Genomic DNA, 24,504 nt, shown 5'->3' with positions numbered 1-24,504 from the left:
CGTTTTTATGATTGGAAGGGGCAACGAATGGGACATCCAGACCCTCGATTAAACACCACGCACGCTCTGCGTTGTCAACGTGCGCAGCGCTGAATATTTACCGCCTTGCACCACGGACGCCTGCCTACCCTGTGCTTTTCCTGGCACGCCGGAGACAGGCTGTGGTTCGCTTAACACCCCCGTATTTCTTCCCTGAGTTTCTCAAACCCCAAGGCAAAGCCTCGCCCACCGCTCGTGAACGTACGCTGGGGCTCACCGCCAAAGACCTTGACTGGCTGTACAACCTTTACCTGGCTACCGACGAGTCTCGGCAGGACACAAGCCGGCATGATCACCCCATGCGCGTTGAAAAGGTCCTGATCAACATTTCCGGCAAGCCCCCCATTCCCCTTGCCGGCGCGTTCGCGATCAGCCCGACACCCGACGCCGCCAAGGCATTGCTCTACACCCCGGATAACGGCATACAGGTCTATGACAGCCACGCTGCCCTGCTGAGTGAATTGATCGAGCAATTGGAAGAGCCACTGCAGAGCGCCCCTTTGCTGAGCTACCTGTCGATGGACCAACGCAATGCGCTGGGCGCTGACACGCCCATGGTGTTGACCACTCAGCTCATCGAGGGTGAAGTCATGCCGGAGCAAGCACGCATGCTCCAGGCCTGCCAGCTGGATAACGTCAAGGCCATGCTCGACCACCTGCAAAAAACCCCGACCTTGCCTGACATGCTCGACACGCTGCTGAGCGTCATGGCCCGCCCCCATTTCAAACACCTGGATCAACGGGACACACGGGTCAATGTCTTAACCCGCGAAGCTGAGCAAGCAACGCCACGTTGGGTCAACTCGCAGACCTTGAGCGAAGCGCTGCTGCAATTTTATGTGCGCCACAGGTGGCCCAAAGGGCAGACACGCGAATACTCGAACCCAAAACATGACACCACTGGCTTCACTGCCTCTGAACGGGAAGAAGATCACCGGCGTTGGGAGGCCTTGATCGAACAAAGCTCCAGTACTTTCTCGAAGCTGTTGGAAAGCCTGTTGCAGACCTACTGGAATGAAGATATCGACAGCGGCACCTCGCGCGTGGATTTTTTTGCTCAAGGCGTGGCGCAGAAGTTTCGCCTCGATGTGTTGCTCAAGCGCCAGGGCGAGATCATTACCGCCGAGGAAAGCCACGCACTTCAGGCCCTGTTCCTCAGCGACCAAAGCGCCCGCAGCGCCCATGCCGAAAACCTCAGCGTAGAAAAGGTGCGCCTTTATGCCCCTCATCAACATTACGTTGAACCAGCGAGCACCTTGATGCTCACCGAGCACCACGCGTACCTCTACACCCAATCGCGCGGGTTACAGGTGCTGGAAAACCTCGACGACCTCAAAGACCGGTTACTGAGCATGCTCAAGGCCGAAGGCTACGAGGACGAATGGCTCAACTTCCTCTCATTGGATGAGCGCGACACGCTGCTCGGCCTGGACCCGATCACCATCGCGGCAAGGCCGATACCCGGCAATGTGTTCGTGACCTTGGTACAAGACATTGCGCGCAAGCAAACGGACAACCTTAACCACGCCCTGGAAATCTACCGGCGCAGCGATGGTCAAGTGGACCTCGCAGCCCTGCTCGACAGTGCCCTGGACGTACGTGCCTTGCTGGACAATCAACTGGCCACACTGGAGACCAACGGGCGCTGGACCTTGCATCCGGTCACCCGTGGTAATGGCCGCCCTACGACCGTCAAGGCCGAGCGCGCCCGGCTGCAGCTTCAGAACCTGCGGGCGATTGAGCGTGCGCTGGCGATGGAGCGCGCGCACCACCCGACCTTACGTAGCATCGTCGCTGACACGCTCAACGCTGAACTGCAACTGCAGCAACAGTCAGTCAAAGCCGAAGAGGTGTTTATCAATACCTACGCCACGCGTGCCCAGGAGCGTGAAGAGCGTGCGACAGTGCAGTCATTGAGCATGCTTGAGCACTTCATTGAACGCCTGGCCCAAGAGGCGCCTGCGGTGCCCTTCTCGTCCAGGACGAAGTTCTATACGCGGGGCGAAGGCAATGTCTTCGTGCATTTGCCAAGCATGACGCTCAAGACGTTCAACACCGTCATCGAGCGCGTCCTGCTGCTGTTTTCCAAGCACGCCATGCGCCAGCAACCCCATGAGTTTCTGGTCAAGACTCACGCCAAACACGCCCACTCGATGCTGGTGGGGTTACGCAGCGAAGCCGAGCTGAGGTCGCTGGATAAAACCCTGGCGCCCACAAGCCAGGCCATTCTCGACACGCTACTTCAGCCCGACAGTCTGTCGCGCTTGACACGCCATGGCCTTAACGGATTTTTGCCGGATGCCTATGGGTTGACGTTGGACTTGAACGCCGTCGATACGCCACAACCGCTGGCCAATACGTTCGTGATTACTGAGCGCGGCGGTATCGACCCGCAGCGCTCGGGCCAGGCGCTGCTCTGGACCCCGCGCCTGGGCTACGAAGTCTTTGCCTCGATCAACGCCCTGCGCGATGAAATCACCCAGCGCCTGGCGCACCCGATCAACAGCTTGAGCCTGCTGGAGAATCTGCCGTTCAGCTTGCGCGAGCCCCATCAGGCATTTCGCCAGGGCCCGCTGCAACGTATTGATCAGGACCTGTTGAATGACCGAGTAGACAGCTACAACGACGCGGTCATGGAAGGCGTGGATCACCTGCAATCCATGGGCCTGCGCGCCCGTGCCTTGCAGGATCGGCTGGACGCCGTCATCGAACAGCCTCCGCCCACCAACCTTGGCAGGGCAATCACACTGGCCGATGCCATGGTCAACCAGCAGGCACTGCCGGTGTGGCTGGGTGTGGCGCCGGCCCAGGACCAAATCCACCAGGCTGAGCTTCTGGAGCAGTACTGCAACAACGCCGACGAGGAACATGACTACCTGCATGACATCCAACCCCTGCGTGCTTATGCCTTCACCACGCTGATGACGCTGCTTGAGGCGCGCTTTCCCGGCCAGGCGCTCAACCCCGATCACATCCTGATCCCCACCGATGCAGTGCTCGATGTGAATGTCGACAACCTGACCGACTTTGCGTTGCGGCACTGGCCAAATCTGACGGTTCAACACATCCGCCCACGTTCACGCACGGCAAAGTCATTACCGCAAGCCCTGGACGCAAGTGCCGTGATACAAATGGTGCGACAGCTGGATCTCAAAAGCGCTTATCAGCAACAGGTGCGAAGCCACCTTGAGGCGCAAACCGATGATGCACGCCAACGCAGGCGTCTGTTTTGCCGTCAGTTGCCGTGGCAAGCGCTGCAACACGCCGACGAGCAACGGTTGCAGGAGCGGCTTTCCACCCGAGCCTTGAGCCTGGTCCAGCAGATTTTCGATATGCCGGACACCGTGGCCCGAGCTTCACTCAGCGGGACCACGGCGATGATTCGACCGCTGGAACTGATCGCTACCGAAGGCGCCAGTACCGCCAAGGTGCTGGGTGTGTACCTGATCGGCCCGCAGTTTCCTGGCGAGGGTCCATGGGTGCTCTACGCGCCGTACAGCGAACAGCATGTGTTCAAGGAATACGCGGATGAAACGGCCTTGCTGGATGAGATACAAAGGCCCGGCATCCTGCAGGATTGGGTGCTTATGCACCTGGAAGATCCGCACCAGGCCACCTACCGCCATTTGCTGAAAAACAACCAGCATAGCCCGTCCGATATCCGCCTGGCCGCTTCGGCAGTGACGGGCAATGTGCTGCATTACCTGTTCAGCGAGAACACATTGATGTTGCTCAAGGTACTGGGCAGCCAATTCGAAGAAGGCACCAAGACCTTGTGGGATCATGCGACCCGCTTGTTCGGCACGCAAATCCCGACGGCGGTGCAGTTCATGGCCGGCAAACTCGCCTACCCGCTGGTGGTATGGCGTAGCTACACCTTGTTCAAGCGCTCGGCCGAAGCCTTGCAGCTACACCAGTGGCAGGCTGCATTCAAGGATTTCGTCAGGGGCGTGGCGCAAATGGCCGCCCTGCGCAGTGCGCTGGACGGCACCGCCCTTGCCCCACCCACTGAAAAGGAGCGCTCGCTGGCCGAGCTGACAGATGAGTCACTGCCCGCAGCCACCACCCTCGCCACCTGGCATGTCACCTGCCCTTCGCGCACCCGGCTGCAACCGTTCGAGGCACAGGACGTGGCGTTGCAAGACCTGAAAAAGAGCACGCTCAGCCAGGTGTATGAAGACCAGAAAAACGCGAAATACTACGTGCCGCTGGCCGGCAAGGTGTATAGCGTCAAGAAAGCCGCACAACACTGGCGCCTCGCCAACGACGAGCAGGTGGGGCCGTACATCGGCCGTAATGCGCAGGGCATATGGGTACTGAAGCTGGACGGCCAGGAGCCGCGCTTCGGCAGGGCCCAGTCGTACCTCAAGACGTGGCGCAATGAGGTACGAGACATCAACATTGAAGCGGTCGGTATCCGCGATATTGGCGCGTTGACCTATTGGAAAGCCCAGGCCATCACTGAAGCGTTGAACTTTGCGACTTATTACGCGCTGAACTGCCGCCGCAACGTTGCGCAATTTGCTGTACAACGCGACCCTGACAGCCGGGTTGGGCGATTTTTAGGGGAAATGTTTGGTGTCGTCACACTGACCCCGGACCAGGTCTTGAGAGTCACAAAAATAATCGACGAGATCATCGATGAACTCACCGACCCCAGCTTGACCGGTCCGAACTCCATGCGTTTTGTCGCGGGCACCAGCCGACAGGATCCGGCGTCGGATTATGCATTCATGATTCCCGCTGACACAGAACGCAAGCTGTATCTTCTGAGCCGATTCTTCGACCCCAATCTGGACGTCTACCAGAACCGTCTGCTGGAAAATGTGGCGTTCAACATATCGACGCACGCCAGGGCCAGCACGCTGATTCACGAATTATCGCACTTGAAGCTCGACACCGTGGACATTGCCTACCTGGACAGCATGCGACCCTTCCCAGACTTGATCAATATCGAAAGGCCCGGCGCCGAAGTGCTTAAAACCACCCTGGAAGATCTGCGCAGCACCGCGTTATCGACGATGACGCCTGCAACGATGCTGTTCAAGACTCAAGACACCCTCACCGAACTGTGGGAAGACTTCAAACCAGGTTCTGCAATTGAAAAGAAAATTTTCAAGGCCACCGGCGCCAAGACCTTGCAGGACGCGAGGATCATTTTCATGTCAGTCCCTGATAAACGGATTGACACCATTCTGGCCAACGCCGACTCGGTGACGTACCTGATCACCCATCTTGGCCGCCAGGTGGAGCCGGGCGCCTGAACGGCCCCCGGCGAGTGCATCAGTCTTTCTGGTCACGCAGCACGTTACCGGAAGCGCCGTCGATGCGCGCCTCATACACGATGCCATCGGACTTGCGACCTTTGACTTCCCAATAGCCATTGTCATCCGCTTCAGCGGCGTAGACCTCAATGTAGCCGGCCTTGGTTTTCGCCACCTCGATGGCTTTCTCAATGGTGATCCAGCCTGCACCCGGCTTGTCGGCCATGGCGGCGCCAGCGCTCAACAGCGCGGAAGTAGCACACAGGGCGATCAAGGTTTTCTTCAACATTTTCGTACTCCATAGTGGACGACAGGTTAATTCCTGAATTTTTAGGCGCACACAAACAAGAATAAGTTCCAATTGATGTGCAATCGCCATGATGCAGTTCTCGCCGTCCACCTTGGGAGGTTAGAATGTGGGAAATCAGGATGAGTTAATGAGCGAAAAGCCCCTTTCAGAAACCGAATATGACGCCATCACCGACGCCGCCGCGCATTGGTGCATGCGCCTGCATGCTGCAGATTGCACGGCGGGCGAACGTCAGGCTTTTACCCAGTGGCACGATGCCCATCCGCTGCACGCCTTCGAATATGCAGCCATGCTCGAGATCTGGGACGTGGCCGACCACCTGCCCCGCGACAAGCCTGAGGCGGTGGTGGTCCCAATCAAGAAGCCAGCCAGCCCCTTGCGCACCTACGCGGTGGCCGCAGCGGTGTGCCTGGCGGCATTGCCGCTTGCCGCCTTCACCGGCTGGGAAGCGGGCTGGTTGCCCAGCTCCTATGAGCGGTTCGAAGCAGCCAATGGCTTGAAAAAAGTCACCCTGGGCGATGGCAGCCAAGTGGAGTTGAACCTGGGCACCGAGTTGGTCTACAGCCATTACAAGGACCAGCGCCGTGCCACCCTGAAAAAGGGCGAAGCGTTCTTCAACGTCACGCACGACAGCCACCACCCGTTTATCGTGCGGGCCGGCGAAGGCCAGGTGCGAGTGACCGGCACGCAATTCAATGTCTGGGAATATGAAAATCAGGTGCGGGTGATGTTACTGGAGGGCTCGGTGCAGATCTCCAGCGACGGCGAGCATGCCAGTGTGCCGCTTAGCCCAGGCATGCAAGCCAGTTTCCATCAGGGTGACGCGACCCCGCAGGTCGCCGCTATCAATGCCGATGACACCGCGCTGGCATGGCGCCAGGGCAAGCTGGTGCTCGACAACCTGACCCTCACGGACGCCTTGCCCCTGATCAACCGCTACCTGAAAAAGCCGGTGATGCTCGCAGACGCCAGTACCGGCGCGATTCGCGTCGGCGGTATCTACAACATCAATGAGGTCAACAACCTCGTGCCCTCCCTGCCCAAGGTGTTGCCGGTCTACCTGACCCAAAACCAGGACGGCAACCCCGTGCTCAACTCCATTCCCCGTAAAGCCCCCAAGGGCTGAGCCCGCTCGCACGAAGCGGGACGTTTGGGCCGCAGGTGTCCATTTTTGAAACACCTCCCTCACCTGCATCGCCCGCCGTATGCGGATTCATGGTTCTGTCACAGGCAGTGTTACATGGCTGAGACAGCGTGAGATGAGCATCGGCCTATCTCAAGCTTTTGAGACTGTTTCAACCCTGATACAGGGTTGCCATCACTTTGCCTCGACTTTCTCCCAACCCCTTGAATAACCACATCTAATAAAAAGCGGCACGCCTTCTGCTCTTTCCCTGACAACGCTGTTTAGGGTCAGCGTTAAGAATAAGGACTGCCGCCGTGAACACACTCACACACGCCTCGTCGATAAACGTACTGCTGATCAGTTGCGTGCTCAGTGCAGGTGTCAGCCTGACGAGCCAGGCGGGTGACGGTGTGATCGTGACCGGGCGTACGGTGCAGGGCCACATGTACGGGCGCACCTCGCTGCCCGACCCCTACCCCAACACCGCCAATGCCAACCCCAGCAAAGAGATCAACAGCGCCCTGACCGGCGAACTCAGTGACAGGGACATCGGCGGCATCAGCAGTGGTTCCAGCCTCGCCCGCTCCCTGCAGCCCAACGGCAGCCTGTCGGGCCTGGGCGCCACCCAAAACAGCATGTCGACACTCGGCGCTGGCGCAGCGGCAGGCCATGGTGCGGGCAGCGGCAGCAGCATGGGCGGGCAGATCAGCGAATCGATCCAGCGTGGCATGGCGCCGCTCAACAACCTCGGCAGCATGATGGGGGGCAAGTGATGAAGCGCGCCCTGTTGGTGCTTGCCCTGCTGGGCAGCGCCTCGGCCATGGCCGACAACACCGCCGTGATCAACCACAGCGGCCAGCAATACGACGGCGTGCTGTCGATCAACCAGGCCGCCGGCACGGGGCAACAAATGTCCAACAGCCGCGCCATCGCGCTCGGTGGCCAGGCCACCAACGTCGACATCCAGCGCGTCGACGGCAAGGTCGACCCGTCCCTGAACGCCAAGGCCGCGATCCAGGGCAACTCATTCAGCAGTGGCAACGGCGTACTGGGCATCAACCAGTCTGCCGGGGCTAATAACCAATCCATCAACGCTGTGCGGATCAGCCTCAACCCTGGCCCGCAGAGCATCGATGACAGCGTCCTGTTGCAACAGAACACGACGACGCTGGCAACCGACTCAGGGCTCACCCCCACCACTGGCAGCCGCCAGGTCGTGACCAGCGACCAGGCCTTCACCGGCAGCCGAGGAGTGACACAGGTGAACCAGAGTGCCGGGGTGGGGAACCGAGTGGCTAACACCCTGGGCATCACTATCAAGTAACCGCTTGGTAGACGTTCGTTAGACCGTACCAACACTTAACCAACTAATTAGAAGCAAGGAGAAACACCATGAAACCTCAAATGGCTCTGAAACCAATGGTTTTCGCTCTCGCCGCACTCATGGCTGCTGCTGCTCAAGCGGGTGGCTGGCATCCAACCCCACAACCCACCGGTACTGTGGCCGCTGTGGTCACTGACGTACAGAAAAGCGAACACAACAAATTCGACGACACCAACACCGAGAACAACGCATCAGCCGACAACTCGGTAAATAGCAACAGCGGTAATGTCGGGGTCAACGCACAATCAGGTTCCGGCAACCAGGCTGACAACGCCGGCGCCATTTCCAGTGCCAAAGGCGACTTCGCCACCGTGTTTGCCGTGATCGATGTCGACCAAGGCAGCTCGCATAACAACTTCGTCAACAAAGGCACGCAAAACAACGCCTCCCTGGACGGTTCCATCACCGGCAACTCCGGCAACGTGGGTTACAACGGCCAGGCCGGCCAGGGTAACCAGGGTAAAAACAACCTGGCCATCACCACCGCTGACGGCAAGAACATCGCAGCAGCGTCCAACACCGAGCAGAACTCGCTCAACAACAGCTACCTGAACACGGCCGCCAGCAGCCATGGTTATGGCAAGCCTCAGTACGTGTCCAACAACGCAAGCCTCGACAACTCGGTTAACCGCAACTCCGGCAACGTAGGTGTCAACCTGCAATCGGGTGCAGGCAACCAAGGCAGCAACAGCCTGTCGATCGGCCAAGGTTGCAGCGTCTGCGCCAGCGGCGTGCGCTTCTGATCCAACGGGGCCTTGGCGACAAGGCCCTTTTTTATTCCAGTGTCCAACAGGTCATTCGATCATGCGTATCGCGACCCTCACCCTCCTGATGTTACTCACCGGCACGACCTGGGCAGGCACCATGGCGATTTCCGCCATGCCCGGCGGTGCGGTGATTTTCAAGAAGGTCGAGAGCATTCGCGAGCGCCGGTTCGCCAACCTGGTGGAACAGAAAACCGACTTCAGCTGCGGTGCCGCAGCACTCGCCACCATCCTGCGCCAGGCCTATTGGCTGGACGTCGACGAAGCACACATCATCAAAGGCATGCTGGTCACCGCCGACCAGGACCTGGTGCGAACCCAGGGCTTTTCCATGCTGGACATGAAGCGCTACCTCGAGAGCATCGGCATGCGTGCCCGGGGCTACAAGATCGCGCCTGAGACCCTGCTGACCGTGAAAATCCCCGTGGTGGTGCTGCTGGAAATTCGCGGCTACAAGCACTTCGTGGTGTTGCAACGGGCCGACAAGGACTGGGTGTACATCGGCGACCCCGTATTGGGCCACAAGCGCTATTCCCATGACGATTTCGTCAAAGGCTGGAATGGCATTGTCTTCGCCGTACTGGGCGAGGGTTACGACAAGGCCAACGTCTTGCTCGACCCGCCCCTGCCGCTGACCGCCAAGAGCCAGATGAATGAGTTCCGGCCTGTGGGCGATGCCGAGCTGATGGATTTCGGTTTTATCCAGAGCGACTTCTTCTAGAAGCGCAATAAGGGGCAGGACGCCCCAGGAGCAGCAGATGAACACTTCCCGTTGGCTGACGGTCTTGTGTCTGGCCGCCTCAATGCCTGCTTATGCGTCCTCGGGGTTCAAGCCCATCGAACTCAAGGACGCCGAAATGGCCGAGCTGCGCGGCCGTTATGTGATGCCGGGACGCATCATCAGCTTTGGCATCGTCATGAGCAGCACCTGGACCAATGCCGAAGGTAGCAACATCACCGGCACGGCCAACATGCAGATCGACAAGACCACCATTACCCCACAGTTCTACGTGCAAACCACCGGCTCAACCGGTACCGGCACGCGCCCCAACACGGGCACCGGCAATGTGGTCGGGGGTGCCGGCCTCGGCAGCGGCCAGGGCGTGACCCAAAGTGTACGCACCGCCGGCGATGGCAACGCGGCCTACAACAATGTGGGCATCAACGTCGAAAATGGGGTTACCCCCGCCAATAACCTGCAGTCCGGCCAGGTGCTGGTGGCGGGCGGCACAGTGACCGGGGACAGCGCCGCGGGCCGCGTCAGCGTATCGGCCAACAGTGGCGGCGTGCAGATGGCCATCCAGGCCAATCAAAACCAGGGCAACAGCCTGCAACAGATCGGCGCCGGCAATGTGCTGCAGGGCACGGTATTGACCGGCGATAGCAACCTTGTCAGAAACATCACCCAGATCAATGTCGTGATGAACAATAACGGGCTGAACAACGCCGCGTTGAACTGCAACCTGGATCAACTCAAAGGCCTACGCACGCTCGGTTATTGAACTACGCTGACCCTCGACACTTTCGCATTAGAAAAGGACGGCTTATTTCATGCATCGATCGTTATCGCTACGTGCGGTGGTTTGTTTGAGTACGCTCTTGCCCGCATCCGTGCTGTATGCCGCGCCAGACGCTGACATCGAAACCCTGAAGAAGGAACTGCTGGAACTCAAGCAACGCTACGACGTGCAGCAAAAAGCCTTGGCCGTGCTGGAGCAACGTGTGCGCCAGGTCGAGGACCAACCGGCAACGCCCGCCCCCAGGCGCCTGGCCAAATCACCGGCTGACTTCAAGAACGGCGCTAACACTGTCGCGGCTAGCGGTACGGGCGCAGCCGCGGCATCCGGTGGCGCTGGCGGGGGTGGCAGCTCCTACGGCCAGTCCCTCAAGGACGACTCGGCCCCTGCGCAAAGTGTGAGCAACCTGTACAACGAAGCCAGCGGCTTTTTCGGTAATGGCAAGTTCAGCGTGGAAACCGGCATCACCTATGCCCGTTATGACGCGCGCCAGTTGACGCTCAATGGTTTCCTGGCGCTGGACTCGATTTTCCTCGGCAACATCAACCTGGACCGGATCAAGTCCGACAGTTGGACCCTGGACCTTACCGGGCGCTACAACGTCGACAACCGCTGGCAGTTCGACCTGAACGTGCCGGTGGTGTACCGCGAGTCCACCTACCAGTCGGGCGGCGCTGGCAACGACGCCACCGCCACCTCCGAAGGTTCCGTGACCCGTGACCCGACCATCGGCGATGTCAATTTTGGCGTGGCTTACAAGTTCCTCGACGAAACCCCGACCTTGCCCGATGCGGTGGTGTCGGTGCGCGTCAAGGCCCCGACGGGCAAAGAGCCCTTCGGCATCAAACTGGTCAAGCAACCTAACAACGACAACCTCTACGTGCCCGAAAGCCTGCCTACGGGCAACGGGGTCTGGTCGGTCACGCCGGGCATCTCCCTGGTCAAGACCTTCGACCCGGCCGTGCTGTTCGGTTCGTTGTCGTACACCCACAACTTTGAAGATTCTTTCGATGACATCAGCAGCGAAGTCAATCAGAAGGTAGGAGGCAAGGTACGCCTGGGCGACAGCTTCCAATTCGGGGTCGGCGTCGCCTTTGCCTTGAACGAGAAGATGAGCATGTCGTTCTCGGTTTCCGACCTGGTGCAGCGCAAGAGCAAGCTCAAGCCCGATGGCGGCGACTGGCAATCAGTGGTGTCCAGCGATGCCAACGCCGGCTATTTCAACGTGGGCATGACGATTGCCGCCTCGGATAACCTGACCATCGTGCCGAACCTGGCGATTGGGATGACCGATGATGCGCCGGACTTTACGTTCAGCCTGAAATTCCCGTATTACTTCTGATTGGTTTGCCTGCGGGCGGTGTGTCAGTTGCTGCATCGGTGACTGCACTCCCGCCTTCGCAGGCAAGCCAGCTCCCACTTTGGGTTTACCCGCCCTAGCGGATCTGGTGTTTGTGCAGCAACCGGTAGAACGTCGGCCGGGAAATCCCCAGTACACGGGCCGCGACACTGAGGTTGTCGCTGTGCCGGTTGAGCACATCGCACAGCGCCTGGCGTTCGGCGCGGTGCTTGTAGTCTTCCAGTGTCGCCATCGGCGCCGACATGACTTGCTGGTCTTGCAGCCCCAGGTCAGCCGCTTCGATCTGCCGCCCTTCGGCCAGTACCAGGCCACGCCGCACGCGGTTGGCCAGTTCACGCACATTGCCCGGCCACGGGTGTTGCCCCATCGCCACCAAGGCCTCTTCGCTGAAACTGCGCGGGCGCCGTCCGGTTTCCTGGCTGTAGAAACGTGAAAAGTGGTTGGCCAGCATCGCCACGTCGCCATGGCGTTCGCGCAACGGCGCGGTGACTACTTGCAGCACATTCAGGCGGTAATACAGGTCTTCACGAAAAGCGCCCTTCTCCACCGCGGCCTCGAGGTTGACGTGGGTGGCAGCCAACACACGTACATCCACCGGGATCGGCTGGCTGCCGCCAACGCGTTCGATGTGTTTTTCCTGAAGAAAGCGCAACAAATTGGCTTGCAACTCCATCGGCAGATCGCCGATTTCATCGAGGAACAGGGTGCCGCCGTTGGCCGCTTCAATACGTCCGATCTTGCGCTGGTGGGCGCCGGTGAACGCGCCTTTTTCGTGGCCGAACAACTCGGACTGGATCAAGTGTTCAGGAATGGCGCCGCAATTGATCGCGACAAACGGCTTGGCGTGCCGCTGGGATTGGCGGTGCAAAGTCTTGGCCACTAACTCTTTGCCCGTACCGCTGTCACCGCGGATCAACACCGGGGACTCAGTAGGCGCCAACTTGGACAACAATTTGCGCAGCTCACGAATGGGGCGGCTCTCGCCCAGCAACTCGTGGGGCTCATCCACCGGCGCGTAACCCTTGCCACGCAGGCGCGCCATGCCGAACGCACGGCCCAGGGTCACCTGCACCCGGGACACATCGAAGGGCAAGGTATGAAAGTCGAAAAACCATTCGCAGACAAAATCGCCGACGTTCTGCAAACGCAGTACATCCTGGCTGAGCACGGCGATCCACTCGGTGCCGCTGCGACCAATCAACTCCTTGACTGCTTCAGGGCGTTCCAGGTGATCGCGTTGCAAACGCAGCAGGCCCACATCGCAGGAGCGCTCCCCCACCGCCTCCAAGGCACAGCTGTCCACTTCCCAGCCGGCGGTGCGTAAACCGGGTAATAACCCGTGGCAATCGTCACAGGGGTCGACCACCAGTAAGCGGCGTTGGGCGGGTGTCGCAACCATGACTGTTCCTTGGCGCCAATATTGTTAAAGTTATTTAGAAACAACAGTTTGTGTCGACTGTTGGTAACCCTAGCAAGATCTTGACGCTTTCCTTGTACCCTTTCGCTATAAGTGCGGGCAAAAAGCCATGCCTGTTTCGTAGCACGCCGAAAGTTGCTCGTCAGTGAAACGCTTATGGCGCTTTCAAAACAGCCGCTTACATGACGTCAATCAGGAAAAGTTAAATTTTCTTGCCCTAGCATGTGACCCGCACGCCACCATCGTGCATCAGTACAAGTAACCCACCGCACGGTCAGCCCAACCGCCGGTACTCACTTGAATGGGCATACAGAGAGAAGACCCAAATGAACGCTCCGCTGCGCATCAACGAAGCTCTTTTGATTGCAGACCGTGCCTTCCAGCCTTTTCAATGCGTGGCCTGGCACGATGGCGTTGGCGCCCTCAGCCTGAGCGTCATCGACCGCACCAACACCCGCATCGGCAGCAAACAGTTGCCGTCGACTGCCTATACCGACCCGGCCCAACTTGAAAACCTGTTGTTACAGGCCCGCGCCGAGCTCGATAAAGATGGCCACCAGTTGCAGTCCTGGGCAATGCCGAAGTAATGCAATGCGGCAACTTCCAGCCAACGCCAAACATCGGCTGGAAGTTGCGCACTAAAACGTCAGTTACTTAGCGTGCCGCGAGAATAAACCGTTCGAACGCCTCGGCAGCGCCGTCTTCGACATTGCTGCCGGTGACCACATTGGCCTGGCGCTTGACGGTTTCTTCGGCCTGGCCCATGGCAATCGACAACCCCGCCACATGAAACATCGCCGGGTCATTGCCACCGTCGCCAATCGCAGCCGTGTGTGCAAGCGGCACGCCCAGGTGCTCGGCCAGGGTTTTCAAGGCTTCGCCTTTGTTGGCCAGCATCGCGGTCACGTCCAGATACACCGGCTGCGAACGCGACACCTGGGCCAACCCCTGCACTTTCGGCTGCAATTGCGCTTCCAGCTCCACCAACAACTGGGTGTTGTTGCTGGCGGCGACGATCTTGTCGACCCTGTCCAGGTAAGGCTCGAAACTTTCCACCACTACCGGCCCATAGCCCAAGCCATCGGCTTCGCGCTGCACCATGGGCCCGGGCGGATCACGGCGCAGCCAGTCGCCATCGGCAAACACCCAGACTTCCACGTCCGGCTCGGCGGAAAACAGCGCCAGGGTGATGAGTGCAGCTTCCGCCGGCAGATGATGCGCAACCAGGATGCTGCCATCCGGGTTGACCAACGTACCGCCATTAAAGCCAGCCACCGGCACATCGATGCCAAAGGTCTCGATCAAATGCCGCATGGCCTTGGGCGGACGCCCGCTGGCCAGGCTGAAAATCACCCCAGCCTCGCGCATGGCGCGAATGGCATCGGCGGTGCGTTGGCTGAGGCTGTGGTCGGGATGCAATAGCGTCCCGTCCACATCGCTGAGGACAAACCGGATGGGTTGAATCGTCACGTCACTCATCCGAGGCTATGCCAGGCGCGGCCATCGCGGGCCAGCAAGGCATCGGCCGCCGCTGGGCCATCTTCACCGGCCTTGTAGGCCTGGATACCATCATCTTCCTTCCACGCATCCAGGAACGGCTGCACCGCACGCCAACCGTTCTCGATGTTGTCGGCGCGCTGGAACAGGGTCTGATCGCCGGTCATGCAGTCGTAGATCAGGGTTTCGTAACCCGTCGACGGCTGCATCTCGAAGAAGTCCTTGTAGTCAAAGCCCAATTCGATATTGGCCATCTCCAGGGTCGGCCCAGGCTGCTTGGCCAACAGGTCGAACCACATGCCTTCGTTAGGCTGGATCTGGATTTTCAGGTAAGTGGGCTTGAGTTCATCGACTTCGGTATCGCGAAATTGTGCATAAGGCGCCTGCTTGAAGCAGATCACGATCTCGGTGTCGCGGATGCTCATGCGCTTGCCGGTACGCAAGTAAAACGGCACACCGACCCAACGCCAGTTATCAATCATCACTTTGAGCGCGACGAACGTCTCGGTGCTGCTGTCCGGCGCGACGTTGACTTCTTCGCGATAGCCGGGCAATGGCTTGCCGGCGATTTCTCCGGCGGTGTATTGGCCGCGCACGGAGTTGGCCCGCGCATCTTCCAGCGACCAGGGGCGGATCGCACCGACCACTTTGGCCTTCTCACCCCTAACCGCGTCGGCACCAAAGGCTGCCGGCGGCTCCATGGCGACCATTGCCAGCAGTTGGAACAGATGGTTGGGCACCATGTCCCGCAGTGTGCCGGTCTTCTCGAAGAAGTTGCCCCGGGTTTCAACGCCGACGGTTTCAGCGGCAGTAATTTGCACGTGATCGATGTAGTGGTTGTTCCAGAACGCTTCGAACAGCACGTTGGAGAAGCGGCTGACCAGGATGTTCTGCACCGTCTCCTTGCCCAGGTAATGGTCGATGCGGTAGATCTGCTTCTCGCTCATCACCTTGAGCAGGCAGGCGTTGAGCGCCTCAGCGGTGGCCAGGTCGGAGCCGAACGGCTTCTCGATCACCACGCGCCGAAAGCCATCGTCGGTTTCATTCAACAAGCCAGCGCTGCCCAGGCGCTGCACCACTTCACTGAAAAAGCGCGGAGCGGTGGCCAGGTAGAACACCGCATTGGCGGTGCCGCTGTCAGCGATCTTGCTGGCGATATCGGCATAGGTGCTGTCGTCGAGGAAATCGCCCTCGACGTAGCTGATGCCCTTGGCCAATTGTGCCCACAACGCGGGGTCGAGGGCGTTCTCGGCATTGCCCCTGACCTTGCTGGAGGCTTCGGTACGAATGAAGTCCTCGAGTTTCTTGGCAAAGTCCGCGTCGCTGATGGCGTTGTGATCAACGCCGACAATACGCAGGCCATCGCCCAGCAACCCATCGCGGCTCAGGTTGTACAGCGCCGGCATGAGCAGGCGCTTGACCAGGTCGCCATGGGCGCCAAACAGAAACAATGTGGTGGGTGGAGCAGGTTCGGCCTTGGGTTTCTTGCCGTTGGCGGTCATTTTTTGGAAGTCTCCACATGGCCGCCAAAGCCGAAGCGCATGGCAGACAGCATTTTGTCACCGTAGGTGCTCTGCTGGCGGGAACGGAAACGCGCGAACAGCGAGGTCGACAACACCGGAACCGGCACCGCCTGCTCCATGGCTGCTTCGATGGTCCAACGGCCTTCACCGCTGTCGGCCACGGAGCCCGAGTAGCCGTCAAGTTTGGGGTCGGTGGCCAGGGCGTCGGCGGTCAGGTCCAACAGCCAGGACGACACCACGCTGCCACGACGCCAGACTTCGGCGATGTCGCCGACGTTGAGGTCAAAGCGCTGGTCTTCCGGCAGGTTTTCCGAGTTCTTGGTCTTGAGGATGTCAAAACCTTCGGCAAACGCCTGCATCATCCCGTACTCGATGCCGTTGTGGATCATCTTGACGAAGTGCCCCGAACCCGCTGGGCCGGCGTGAATGTAGCCCTGCTCGGCACGTGGGTCGGCAGAGGCCGAACGGTCCTTGGTGCGCGGGATGTTACCCAGGCCCGGCGCCAGGCTTTTGAAGATCGGGTCGAGGCGATTCACGGTCTCGGTGTCACCACCGATCATCATGCAGTAGCCACGTTCCAGGCCCCAGACGCCGCCCGAGGTGCCCACGTCTACATAGTGCAGGCCCTTTTCAGCCAGGGCTTTGCCGCGACGCACGTCGTCCTTGTAGTTGGTGTTGCCGCCGTCGATGATCACATCGCCGTCTTCCAGCAGTTCGCTCAGTGCGTTGATGGTGTCTTCGGTGGGCGCGCCCGCCGGCAACATGACCCAGACAGCACGGGGCTTTTGCAGGCCGGCCACCAGCGCTTTCAAGTCGGCGACGCCGGTGGCGCCCTCCTCGCTCAAGGCTTTGACGAAGGCTTCGTTACGGTCGTATACAACGGTGGTATGCCCATTGAGCATCAGGCGCCGCGCAATGTTACCGCCCATGCGGCCTAGTCCGATAATCCCCAGTTGCATGTGCTGATGCTCCTAACTTCTAAAAAATGTGTGACATAGTTTATAGCGCAATGAGGCTAATGAGGGTTAGTCCAGAGCGGATCCGTGTAGTTTCATGACAAAAAAGTTGCCATCGTTTCACCATCACCCCGGTAAAAGTCACACGACCACCAAAAATAAAAAAGTTCCCTTGCTGCGAAAAAGAATTCAAACTTGCTTCCGACTGTTGCCAAAAACCTGTTTTGGCACCGCGATCTACCGGCTATTTGCGAGGTAAGCAATGAGCACAGCACAGATGACCCGTCCGCCACAGACCCTCTACGTCACCCTCCGTCGCGATGAACTGCGCCAGTTGAAAGACGAGCGCGATCAGTTGCAACAGGAAGTCCTGCGCCTGCGCTTGCACCTTCAAGCCCAGCTCGATCAACCGTCAGATGCCAAGCCAGTCCTGTGCTGAAGTCTTGGCCGAACGCGTTGTAAGGCAATACCTACAGAAAACTCACAAAGTTTTCACATTCCCCTCTTGATACTCCCGTTCCGCGATGCCGCTCACTTCCTGGGCGGCCCGATGTTGCGCGCCTGTGCGCGACAATCTTTTTCTGATGGGGCGCTGGATGGCGATGTTCAAACGCAGCACGACGACTGCGAAAGGCTTTGATTGGGCCGGCCTTGGCTGGTTATTCCTGTTTTTCTGGTATTTCTCGGGTATTACCCAACTTCTTATCCAACTGACCGGCACCTCCGGCTTCAGTGGCTTCCGCCAGGCCTTCTTCATGAGTGCGCTGTGGCTGGCGCCGATGCTGCTGTTCCCGCGTCGTACGCGCCTGCTCGCGGCCTTGATCGGCGTGGTGCTGTGGGCTTGCTCCATGGCGAGCCTGGGTTATTTCTTCATTTATCAGCAGGAATTCTCCCAGAGCGTCATCTTCATCATGTTCGAGTCGAACATCTCTGAAGCCGGCGAATACGCCACCCAATACTTTGCCTGGTGGATCGTGCTGGCGTTCATTGCCCACACCGCCTTCGCCATCTTCCTGTGGACGCGCTTGCGCCCGGTGTACCTGCCGCGCGGTCAGTCGATCGTGGCAGCCATTGCCATCGTCCTGGCGGTGGTGGGCTACCCACTGGTCAAACAGATCGCCACCAGCGAAACCATGGAATTGGCCATCGATCGTTTCGAAACCCGCATCGAGCCTGCCGTGCCTTGGCAGATGATCGTCGCCTATCGTCGCTACACCGAGCAGTTGGACAACATGCAAGGCATGCTCACCAGTGCAAGCAAGATCCCGCCCTTGAACAACCTCAAGGACAGCATGGCCGGCCAGCCGTCCACACTTGTCTTGGTCATCGGCGAGTCGACCAACCGCCAGCGCATGAGCCTCTACGGCTACCCGCGCAACACCACGCCGGAGCTGGACAAGCTGCGCGACCAACTGGCCGTGTTCGATAACGTCATCACCCCGCGCCCCTACACCATTGAAGCGCTGCAACAGGTGCTGACCTTCGCTGACGAAGAAAACCCAGACCTGTACCTCAAGACACCGTCGATTGTCAGCGTGATGAAACAGGCTGGCTACAAGACCTTCTGGATCACCAACCAGCAGACCATGACCAAACGCAACACCATGCTCACGACCTTTTCCGAACAGGCCGACGAGCAGGTGTACCTCAACAACAACCGCAACCAGAACGCCCGTCAGTACGACGGCGATGTATTGGCGCCGTTTTCCAAGGCCCTGGCCGATACCGCCGAACGCAAGTTCATCGTGGTGCACCTGCTGGGCACCCACATGAGCTACCAGTACCGCTACCCGCAGACCTTCGACAAGTTCACCGACCGCCAGGGCGTGCCGGCGGGTGTCAGCGATGCGCAGTTGCCGACCTACAACAGCTATGACAACGCGGTGCTGTACAACGACTTTGTGGTCTCCAGCCTGATCAAGGACTACGCCAAGACCGACCCCAACGGCTTTTTGCTGTACCTGTCGGATCACGGCGAAGACGTGTTCGACTCCGCCGGCCACGACACCTTGGGCCGTAACGAAGGCAAGCCGACCGCACCGATGTACACCATCCCGTTCATGGCCTACGCCTCGCCAAAATGGCGTGAAAGCCACGACTGGAGCTTCGCCGGCGACTTGCAACGGCCTTACAGCAGTTCGCAGTTGATCCACACCTGGGCCGACATGGCAGGCTTGAGTTTCGATGAGCTGGACCACAGCAAGAGCCTGGTAAGCGACAGCTTCAAGCCACGCCCCCTGTTGATCGGCAACCCTTACGAGACCAAGCAGAAGGCGCTGATCGACTTCAGCCTGATCAAGCCCAAGAAGGCCGACGGCGCCGAAGTGGTGGCGAAGTAAGCCAGGGCCTTGTAACAGAAAGATAACAATCATTCTCGTTTGAGCCTAAAGTTCCGCAGTTCCTTTCGTCTTTGAACCAAGCCCTCCCCGCCTGGGGAGGTATCAAAGACGACAAGGAGTCTGCAGCGATGTTTGCGCCCTTCACCCGTTCCATGACCTTCACCCTCGGCCTGTTCAGCCTGGCGCTGAGCCCGGATTCGCGGGCCGACACCGACCCCGATACAGCCCCCGCCAAAGCCCTGGAACTGGGCGCGACCACCATCAGCGCCGACGGCCTGGGCGCCACCACCGAGCACACCGGCGCCTACACTACTGGTTCGATGAGCACCGCCACGCGGCTGAACCTCTCCGTCAAGGAAACCCCGCAATCGATCTCGGTGATCACACGCCAGCAGATGGACGACTTCAATCTCAATACCCTGACGGATGTGTTGCGCCAGACCACGGGCGTCAACGTTCAGCATTACGACTCCGATCGTGTCTACTACTCCGCCCGAGGCTATGGCATCAGCAACTTCCAGGTTGACGGGATGCTCAACACTTTCGGCTACATGAAGACCGACGCCGACACCATCATCTACGACCGCATCGAGGTAGTGCGCGGCGCGACGGGCCTGACCACGGGCGCAGGCGACCCTTCGGCCACCGTCAACATGGTGCGCAAGCGCCCTACCGCCCAGTGGCAGGCCAAGACCGGCATCAGTGGCGCCAGCCATGACAACTACTACAGCTACGTTGACGTGGGCGGCCCGCTGGCGTTCGACGGCAAACTGCGCGGGCGTAGCGTGCTGGCTTACCGCGACAGCAAGTCTTTTCGTGACAACTATGGGCTGCAGCGGGCAGTGGGCTACGGCATTCTCGAGGCTGACCTTTCCGACGATACCGTGCTGGCCGCAGGCTTTGATTACCAGGACAAACAGGTGCAAGGCACGTCTTGGGGGACCGTGCCCTACTGGAACAGCCAGGGCGGCAAGGCCAGGCTGCCCCGCTCCACCAACATGGCGGCGCACTGGAGTTCCTGGCCGCTGACCGACAAGACCACCTTCGCCACCCTCGACCATCGGCTCGGCGGCGACTGGCACCTGAAGGCCGCCTATACCCATCGCCAGAGCGACACCGATGGCAAGGTGTATTACGGCGGCGCCGGTTTCCCCAACCCCGACCGCAGCGGCATGACGGCTTGGGCCAGCCATATGCGCGGCACTTCGCGCATGGAGGCCATCGACCTCAACCTGGCCGGCAGCTACACGCTGCTGGGCCGCGAACACGCGCTGATGATGGGCTATGGCGAAGCCGCCCAACGGGATGTCTCGCCCTTCATGCGCAGCGACCTGCCAGCCAGCTACTACCCCATTCAGGACTGGAAGCACATGGGCGGCATCGGCAAGTTCACCGACCAGGTGACCGACCTGAAGGGCGAGCACAGCAAGAAACAACAGAAAGCCGGTTACCTGGCCACAAGGCTGAGCCTCACAGACCGCTTGCACGCCGTACTGGGCAGCCGTTACGGCAGTTGGGAGCTGGAAAGCGCAGAGCCCAAATACGATGCCAACGACCAACTGACCGCTTCGGGCAAAACCAGCCAGACCCACAATGATATGTGGACGCCCTACGCCGGCCTGCTCTACGACATCACGCCGCAGTACACCGTCTACGCCAGCTATACCGACATTTTCAAACCCCAGGACTACCGTGATGCCAACAAGAAGTACCTGGAGCCCGTGGTCGGCAGCAACTACGAAGTGGGCCTCAAGGGCAGTGTGCTGAACGAGCGTTTGAACCTGGCCGCCGCGTACTTCTGGAGTACCCAGGACAACGTCGCCGAGCGGGATGACTCAGTCCCGCCCAACCCGGTCACGGGCGAGGAGTACTACAAATCCGGCGGCAAAGGTAATAAGGTCAACGGCTTCGAACTGGAAGCCGCCGGTGAAATCATGCCGGACTGGAACCTGTCCGCCGGCTACACCTACACCCATTCGGTCAATGGCTCTGACAAACGCAACAACACCAGCCAACCCTTGAACCTGGTGAAGATCTCCAGCGCCTACCGCCTGCCCGGCGCCTGGCGCAAACTGACGGTCGGCGGCGCCGTGAACTGGCAGAGCGAAACCTACGACTTCAGCAACCGCCCGACCGGGCAGCGCAACAGCGAAGGCCGGCCAATAACCACCCGGGCGAAAATCACGCAACAGGGCTACACCGTGGTCAATCTGATGTCGCGCTACCAGTTCGACGAACAGGTTTCTGCGTCGGTCAACGTGATTAATCTCTTTGATAAGAAATATTACGAGCGCGTTGGTTTTTATAACGGCGTGTATTGGGGTGAGCCGCGTTCCGTCACGCTGGCGTTGGATTGGAAGTTATAGCCTCGCACGTTGAAGTTAACAAAACTGTTAACTTCAACGGCATCTCCCGTTAATTCCCACTTAATAAGATAACGCCATAGTCGCTCCATGATCTGATCACGAAGCGACCAGACACCTATCACTTTAATGGGGATACCACTATGAAACTCTCGACCTTGATGCTGGCCAGCCTGATGACCCTGACCTCTGCCGCTGCCTTTGCAGAGGGCGGCGCAGAGCGCTCCAAGGAGTTCTACAACAACTTCAGCTTCATTCAGGAAAAAACCCACGGCAAGGCTGAGCAACAAGTTGCCAGCGCCGATGGCAAGTCGGTCAAGGCCGACACGGTTGATCAGGCGCAACCGAACAGCTGAGTTAATGCTTACTTAATCCGTAGCACCCTGCGCCATTCTGCTCCGTTGGCAAAGGTTTATTGGGCGCCATTTAATGGCGCCTTTTTTTGCCGGTTATTTATTACAACGATTTATTCCAGAACAACATCCGCCCATGGGCCGGATCAAACACTGAGTCGTCAAAACCGAACTTGCGGTACGCCGCCTGCGCCCGAGTATTGCCTTCCAGCACTTCGAGGGTAATCTTGCAGCAACCGCGCTGCCGGGCGATTTCCTCGACCTTTTGCAGCATCTTCTGACTCAACCCCACCCCCCGAAACTGCTCTTTCACCACCACATCATGGACATTGACCAAGGGCCGGCAGGCGAAGGTCGAAAAGCCCTCGAAACAATTGACCAATCCCGCTGGCTCCCCCCCGACGAACGCCAGCACACTGAACGCGTGTGGGCGCTTGGCCAGTTCGGCTGGCAACTGCTGCAAGAGATCGGCTGGCAGGCTGTGGCCGCCGCCCATCGGATCTTCAGCGTAATGGTTGAGCAACAGGCCAATGGCGTCGGCGTGCACGGCGTTGGTATAGCTGGCTTGCAGCACCAGGATGTCTGGGGTGTCCATTTCCTTCCTCGATAGCGACAACCAGGGAATCGTTTCCCTTTGAGAGCTGCGATTGTAAGCGTGGAGTCGGCAGTAGATGAAGGAGATAAGCGACAAATCGCTGACAGAAAATGCGAAGGTTGCGCGCATCAAAGCGTGCAAAGAGCTTTGGAGCGGCGATTTTTCCTAGGTGGCGAAGCGTTCCAGTTGCATCTCTTGCAGACGGCTCAGGGTGCGGCGGAAAGGAAACTCCAGGTAGCCTTCGGTGTACAGGCTGTGCAACGGCACCGCGGCGTCGATAAAGAGTGGCACTTTGCGGTCGTAGCATTCGTCCACTAACGCGATAAAACGCCGTACGCTGTCGTCATGCACCGACAACTGTGGCAACTCTCGATCCCCGGCCACCACGCGCTCGGCACCGTCTTCGGTGCCACGGGCAATCCGGCCCGGGCGTTTCTGTGCACTGAGGTTGGGGACGTCTCCCAGCAGAATGGCGTGGAAGCGATCACATAACAGCATGAAATCCATCGCGGCCAGGGGCTGCTCACACAGGTCGGCATAGCGACACCAAAGCACGGTGTCACTGGCCTGCACCGTCATGATGGTGCGGTACCCTACGCTTACCGCCACACTGTTCACGGCTTGGCCTTGGCTCAACTGTCGGAACACCGCCGCCAGTGCCTCGGGTTGATTCACCCAATAACGCTGCATGCCCACGCCGGGATGCAAGCGATGATCCTCGCCACCGTCCACGGCCACCACCTGCATATGCTGCTTGAGCGCATCGATGCCCGGCAGGAAACGCTCACGGTTGAAGCCATCGGCATACAGCTGGTCGGGCGGCTGGTTGGACGTGCACACCATCACCACACCCTCCTCGAACATCACTTGGAACAGGCGACCGAGAATGATCGCGTCCCCGATGTCATTCACAAACAGCTCATCGAAGCACAGCACACGCACCGCCTGGCTCAGCTCCCTGGCCAACACCTGCAAGGGGTCCTGGGTGCCCGTGAGCTGGAATAAACGCTGGTGGACCCAGGCCATGAAGTGGTGGAAATGCTGACGCCGCGCAGGCACGCGCAGGCTTTGGTAGAACTGGTCCATCAACCAGGTCTTGCCACGCCCCACCGGCCCCCAGAGGTAAACGCCGGCAATCGACGAACGCCCTTGATGCAAGGCCTCGTGACAGGCTTGCAAGGCTTGTACCGCCCGGCGCTGGGCGTCGTCGGCGACGAAACCTGGTTGGGCGATGGCATGTTGATAAGCGGCGAGAGGCGAGTCGAAAGTCATGCTTGCCAGTATGACGGACGCAGAGCTGTAGAGGCGCGAAATCTTGCCTGCCAACGGTAACCACGATGCGAAGCGAGCCGCTCTTGATCTTGCTCTTGCTCTTGATCTTGCTCTTGCTCTTGCTCTTGCTCTTGCTCTTGCTCTGCTTGTGATCTTGATCTAAGGCGCCCTGTCAAACCACGCTGGCCCAAATCACTGGCGGATTACGGGCACACGGAGCCCAAGCGAGGTGCCGAGTGGTGGGGCAAGAGCGTTTTGCTTACTTTTGCGCTTTTCAAAAGTGAGCCGCTGTAAAAGCGGAACCCTAAGTGGCCGTTACCGCAGGAATGGATATGTACTCGGTATAACTGTAACGACTGTCAGGCCGCTATCGCAGGCAAGCCAGCTCCCACAGTTGGATCGTTGGGGTGTCGGGTAGATAGGCG

At 59.3% G+C, this 24,504-nt stretch carries 20 protein-coding genes; 13 read left to right on the top strand and 7 right to left on the bottom strand.

Features of this window, described 5'->3' with window-relative positions:
* Nucleotides 1–161: 161 nt before the first annotated feature.
* On the top strand, nt 162–5,303 hold the full coding sequence (locus tag AC07S6_RS07915) for a dermonecrotic toxin domain-containing protein (protein ID WP_495112027.1): 5,142 nt from the start codon (nt 162–164) through the stop codon (nt 5,301–5,303).
* Nucleotides 5,304–5,322: 19 nt separating this feature from the next.
* On the opposite strand, the gene AC07S6_RS07910 is transcribed toward AC07S6_RS07915, so the two are convergent.
* Complete coding sequence (locus tag AC07S6_RS07910) at nt 5,323–5,592, bottom strand: PepSY domain-containing protein (RefSeq protein ID WP_014718736.1); 270 nt, start codon at nt 5,590–5,592, stop codon at nt 5,323–5,325.
* A 148-nt stretch (nt 5,593–5,740) separates the two neighbouring features.
* Here AC07S6_RS07910 and AC07S6_RS07905 point away from each other — a divergent pair, with 148 nt between their 5' ends.
* The 7 genes from AC07S6_RS07905 (at nt 5,741) to fapF (ending at nt 11,746) form a co-directional block, all read left to right on the top strand.
* A complete protein-coding gene (locus AC07S6_RS07905; protein ID WP_197883452.1) occupies nt 5,741–6,739 on the top strand; it encodes a FecR family protein in 999 nt (332 codons plus the stop codon).
* 314 nt (nt 6,740–7,053) lie between these two features.
* Complete coding sequence (gene fapA, locus AC07S6_RS07900) at nt 7,054–7,512, top strand: fibril amyloid chaperone protein FapA (protein WP_495112026.1); 459 nt, start codon at nt 7,054–7,056, stop codon at nt 7,510–7,512.
* Nucleotides 7,512–8,063, top strand: a complete 552-nt coding sequence (gene fapB, locus AC07S6_RS07895) for a fibril amyloid subunit FapB (protein ID WP_020301092.1) — start codon at nt 7,512–7,514, stop codon at nt 8,061–8,063. The genes fapA and fapB overlap by 1 nt, the downstream gene beginning before the upstream one ends.
* 68 nt (nt 8,064–8,131) lie before the next feature.
* Nucleotides 8,132–8,866 (top strand): amyloid-like fimbrin subunit FapC, encoded by a 735-nt coding sequence (fapC, locus tag AC07S6_RS07890; protein ID WP_003190893.1) that lies wholly within the window; start codon nt 8,132–8,134, stop codon nt 8,864–8,866.
* 61 nt (nt 8,867–8,927) lie between these two features.
* Nucleotides 8,928–9,608: a fibril amyloid maturation endopeptidase FapD gene (gene fapD / locus AC07S6_RS07885; protein ID WP_019817800.1), complete on the top strand. Its 681-nt coding sequence runs from the start codon at nt 8,928–8,930 to the stop codon at nt 9,606–9,608.
* Between the two features lie 37 nt (nt 9,609–9,645).
* Nucleotides 9,646–10,389, top strand: a complete 744-nt coding sequence (fapE, locus tag AC07S6_RS07880) for a fibril amyloid subunit FapE (RefSeq protein ID WP_495112025.1) — start codon at nt 9,646–9,648, stop codon at nt 10,387–10,389.
* A gap of 49 nt (nt 10,390–10,438) precedes the next feature.
* Nucleotides 10,439–11,746 carry a fibril amyloid transporter FapF gene (gene fapF, locus AC07S6_RS07875; RefSeq protein ID WP_495112024.1) on the top strand — a complete coding sequence of 436 codons (1,308 nt, stop codon included), beginning with the start codon at nt 10,439–10,441 and terminating at the stop codon, nt 11,744–11,746.
* 94 nt (nt 11,747–11,840) lie between these two features.
* Here the strand turns inward: fapF and AC07S6_RS07870 are convergent, their stop codons facing one another.
* The gene (locus AC07S6_RS07870; protein WP_495112023.1) at nt 11,841–13,163 is read right to left on the bottom strand and encodes a sigma-54 dependent transcriptional regulator; all 1,323 of its coding nucleotides are present in this window, start codon (nt 13,161–13,163) and stop codon (nt 11,841–11,843) included.
* A gap of 344 nt (nt 13,164–13,507) precedes the next feature.
* On the opposite strand from AC07S6_RS07870, the gene AC07S6_RS07865 reads away from it, so the two are divergent.
* Nucleotides 13,508–13,768 (top strand): hypothetical protein, encoded by a 261-nt coding sequence (locus AC07S6_RS07865; protein WP_197883448.1) that lies wholly within the window; start codon nt 13,508–13,510, stop codon nt 13,766–13,768.
* A 67-nt stretch (nt 13,769–13,835) separates the two neighbouring features.
* Here AC07S6_RS07865 and AC07S6_RS07860 read toward each other — a convergent pair whose 3' ends face one another.
* Genes AC07S6_RS07860 through gnd form a run of 3 tightly spaced genes read right to left on the bottom strand, consistent with a single transcriptional unit; the run spans nt 13,836 to nt 17,160 of the window.
* Nucleotides 13,836–14,660 carry an HAD family hydrolase gene (locus tag AC07S6_RS07860; protein ID WP_495112022.1) on the bottom strand — a complete coding sequence of 275 codons (825 nt, stop codon included), beginning with the start codon at nt 14,658–14,660 and terminating at the stop codon, nt 13,836–13,838.
* Nucleotides 14,657–16,180, bottom strand: coding sequence for a glucose-6-phosphate dehydrogenase (gene zwf, locus AC07S6_RS07855; protein ID WP_495112021.1), 1,524 nt, complete (start codon nt 16,178–16,180; stop codon nt 14,657–14,659). Before zwf ends, AC07S6_RS07860 begins: the two co-directional genes overlap by 4 nt.
* Nucleotides 16,177–17,160 carry a phosphogluconate dehydrogenase (NAD(+)-dependent, decarboxylating) gene (gene gnd, locus AC07S6_RS07850; protein ID WP_019817573.1) on the bottom strand — a complete coding sequence of 328 codons (984 nt, stop codon included), beginning with the start codon at nt 17,158–17,160 and terminating at the stop codon, nt 16,177–16,179. Before gnd ends, zwf begins: the two co-directional genes overlap by 4 nt.
* A gap of 259 nt (nt 17,161–17,419) precedes the next feature.
* On the opposite strand from gnd, the gene AC07S6_RS07845 reads away from it, so the two are divergent.
* From AC07S6_RS07845 to AC07S6_RS07830, 4 genes are all read left to right on the top strand, one after another.
* Complete coding sequence (locus AC07S6_RS07845; protein ID WP_198834001.1) at nt 17,420–17,596, top strand: DUF6026 family protein; 177 nt, start codon at nt 17,420–17,422, stop codon at nt 17,594–17,596.
* Between the two features lie 157 nt (nt 17,597–17,753).
* Nucleotides 17,754–19,496 carry a phosphoethanolamine transferase CptA gene (locus AC07S6_RS07840; protein WP_032892095.1) on the top strand — a complete coding sequence of 581 codons (1,743 nt, stop codon included), beginning with the start codon at nt 17,754–17,756 and terminating at the stop codon, nt 19,494–19,496.
* 128 nt (nt 19,497–19,624) lie between these two features.
* On the top strand, nt 19,625–21,862 hold the full coding sequence (locus tag AC07S6_RS07835; RefSeq protein WP_495112020.1) for a TonB-dependent siderophore receptor: 2,238 nt from the start codon (nt 19,625–19,627) through the stop codon (nt 21,860–21,862).
* Nucleotides 21,863–22,002: 140 nt separating this feature from the next.
* Nucleotides 22,003–22,215 carry a hypothetical protein gene (locus tag AC07S6_RS07830; RefSeq protein WP_116665680.1) on the top strand — a complete coding sequence of 71 codons (213 nt, stop codon included), beginning with the start codon at nt 22,003–22,005 and terminating at the stop codon, nt 22,213–22,215.
* A 100-nt stretch (nt 22,216–22,315) separates the two neighbouring features.
* On the opposite strand, the gene AC07S6_RS07825 is transcribed toward AC07S6_RS07830, so the two are convergent.
* Both AC07S6_RS07825 and zapE read right to left on the bottom strand, forming a co-directional pair.
* Complete coding sequence (locus tag AC07S6_RS07825) at nt 22,316–22,807, bottom strand: GNAT family N-acetyltransferase (protein ID WP_495112019.1); 492 nt, start codon at nt 22,805–22,807, stop codon at nt 22,316–22,318.
* Between the two features lie 165 nt (nt 22,808–22,972).
* Nucleotides 22,973–24,079 (bottom strand): cell division protein ZapE, encoded by a 1,107-nt coding sequence (gene zapE, locus AC07S6_RS07820; RefSeq protein ID WP_495112018.1) that lies wholly within the window; start codon nt 24,077–24,079, stop codon nt 22,973–22,975.
* Nucleotides 24,080–24,504 lie beyond the last annotated feature (425 nt).

The organism is Pseudomonas sp. GW821-FHT07B01 (assembly GCF_059419065.1).
This window is presented reverse-complemented; position numbering and strand designations above follow the sequence as displayed.

Excerpts from the sequence above, each read along its gene's own strand:
- AC07S6_RS07910 (WP_014718736.1), bottom strand. The coding sequence starts at position 5,592 with ATGTTGAAGAAAACCTTGATCGCCCTGTGTGCTACTTCCGCGCTGTTG.
- fapD (WP_019817800.1), top strand. The coding sequence starts at position 8,928 with ATGCGTATCGCGACCCTCACCCTCCTGATGTTACTCACCGGCACGACC.
- AC07S6_RS07905 (WP_197883452.1), top strand. The coding sequence starts at position 5,741 with ATGAGCGAAAAGCCCCTTTCAGAAACCGAATATGACGCCATCACCGAC.
- fapF (WP_495112024.1), top strand. The coding sequence starts at position 10,439 with ATGCATCGATCGTTATCGCTACGTGCGGTGGTTTGTTTGAGTACGCTC.
- fapC (WP_003190893.1), top strand. The coding sequence starts at position 8,132 with ATGAAACCTCAAATGGCTCTGAAACCAATGGTTTTCGCTCTCGCCGCA.
- fapB (WP_020301092.1), top strand. The coding sequence starts at position 7,512 with ATGAAGCGCGCCCTGTTGGTGCTTGCCCTGCTGGGCAGCGCCTCGGCC.
- AC07S6_RS07845 (WP_198834001.1), top strand. The coding sequence starts at position 17,420 with ATGAGCACAGCACAGATGACCCGTCCGCCACAGACCCTCTACGTCACC.
- gnd (WP_019817573.1), bottom strand. The coding sequence starts at position 17,160 with ATGCAACTGGGGATTATCGGACTAGGCCGCATGGGCGGTAACATTGCG.
- AC07S6_RS07860 (WP_495112022.1), bottom strand. The coding sequence starts at position 14,660 with ATGAGTGACGTGACGATTCAACCCATCCGGTTTGTCCTCAGCGATGTG.
- AC07S6_RS07870 (WP_495112023.1), bottom strand. The coding sequence starts at position 13,163 with ATGGTTGCGACACCCGCCCAACGCCGCTTACTGGTGGTCGACCCCTGT.
- AC07S6_RS07825 (WP_495112019.1), bottom strand. The coding sequence starts at position 22,807 with ATGGACACCCCAGACATCCTGGTGCTGCAAGCCAGCTATACCAACGCC.
- zwf (WP_495112021.1), bottom strand. The coding sequence starts at position 16,180 with ATGACCGCCAACGGCAAGAAACCCAAGGCCGAACCTGCTCCACCCACC.
- AC07S6_RS07830 (WP_116665680.1), top strand. The coding sequence starts at position 22,003 with ATGAAACTCTCGACCTTGATGCTGGCCAGCCTGATGACCCTGACCTCT.
- AC07S6_RS07840 (WP_032892095.1), top strand. The coding sequence starts at position 17,754 with ATGGCGATGTTCAAACGCAGCACGACGACTGCGAAAGGCTTTGATTGG.
- zapE (WP_495112018.1), bottom strand. The coding sequence starts at position 24,079 with ATGACTTTCGACTCGCCTCTCGCCGCTTATCAACATGCCATCGCCCAA.
- AC07S6_RS07835 (WP_495112020.1), top strand. The coding sequence starts at position 19,625 with ATGTTTGCGCCCTTCACCCGTTCCATGACCTTCACCCTCGGCCTGTTC.
- fapE (WP_495112025.1), top strand. The coding sequence starts at position 9,646 with ATGAACACTTCCCGTTGGCTGACGGTCTTGTGTCTGGCCGCCTCAATG.
- AC07S6_RS07865 (WP_197883448.1), top strand. The coding sequence starts at position 13,508 with ATGAACGCTCCGCTGCGCATCAACGAAGCTCTTTTGATTGCAGACCGT.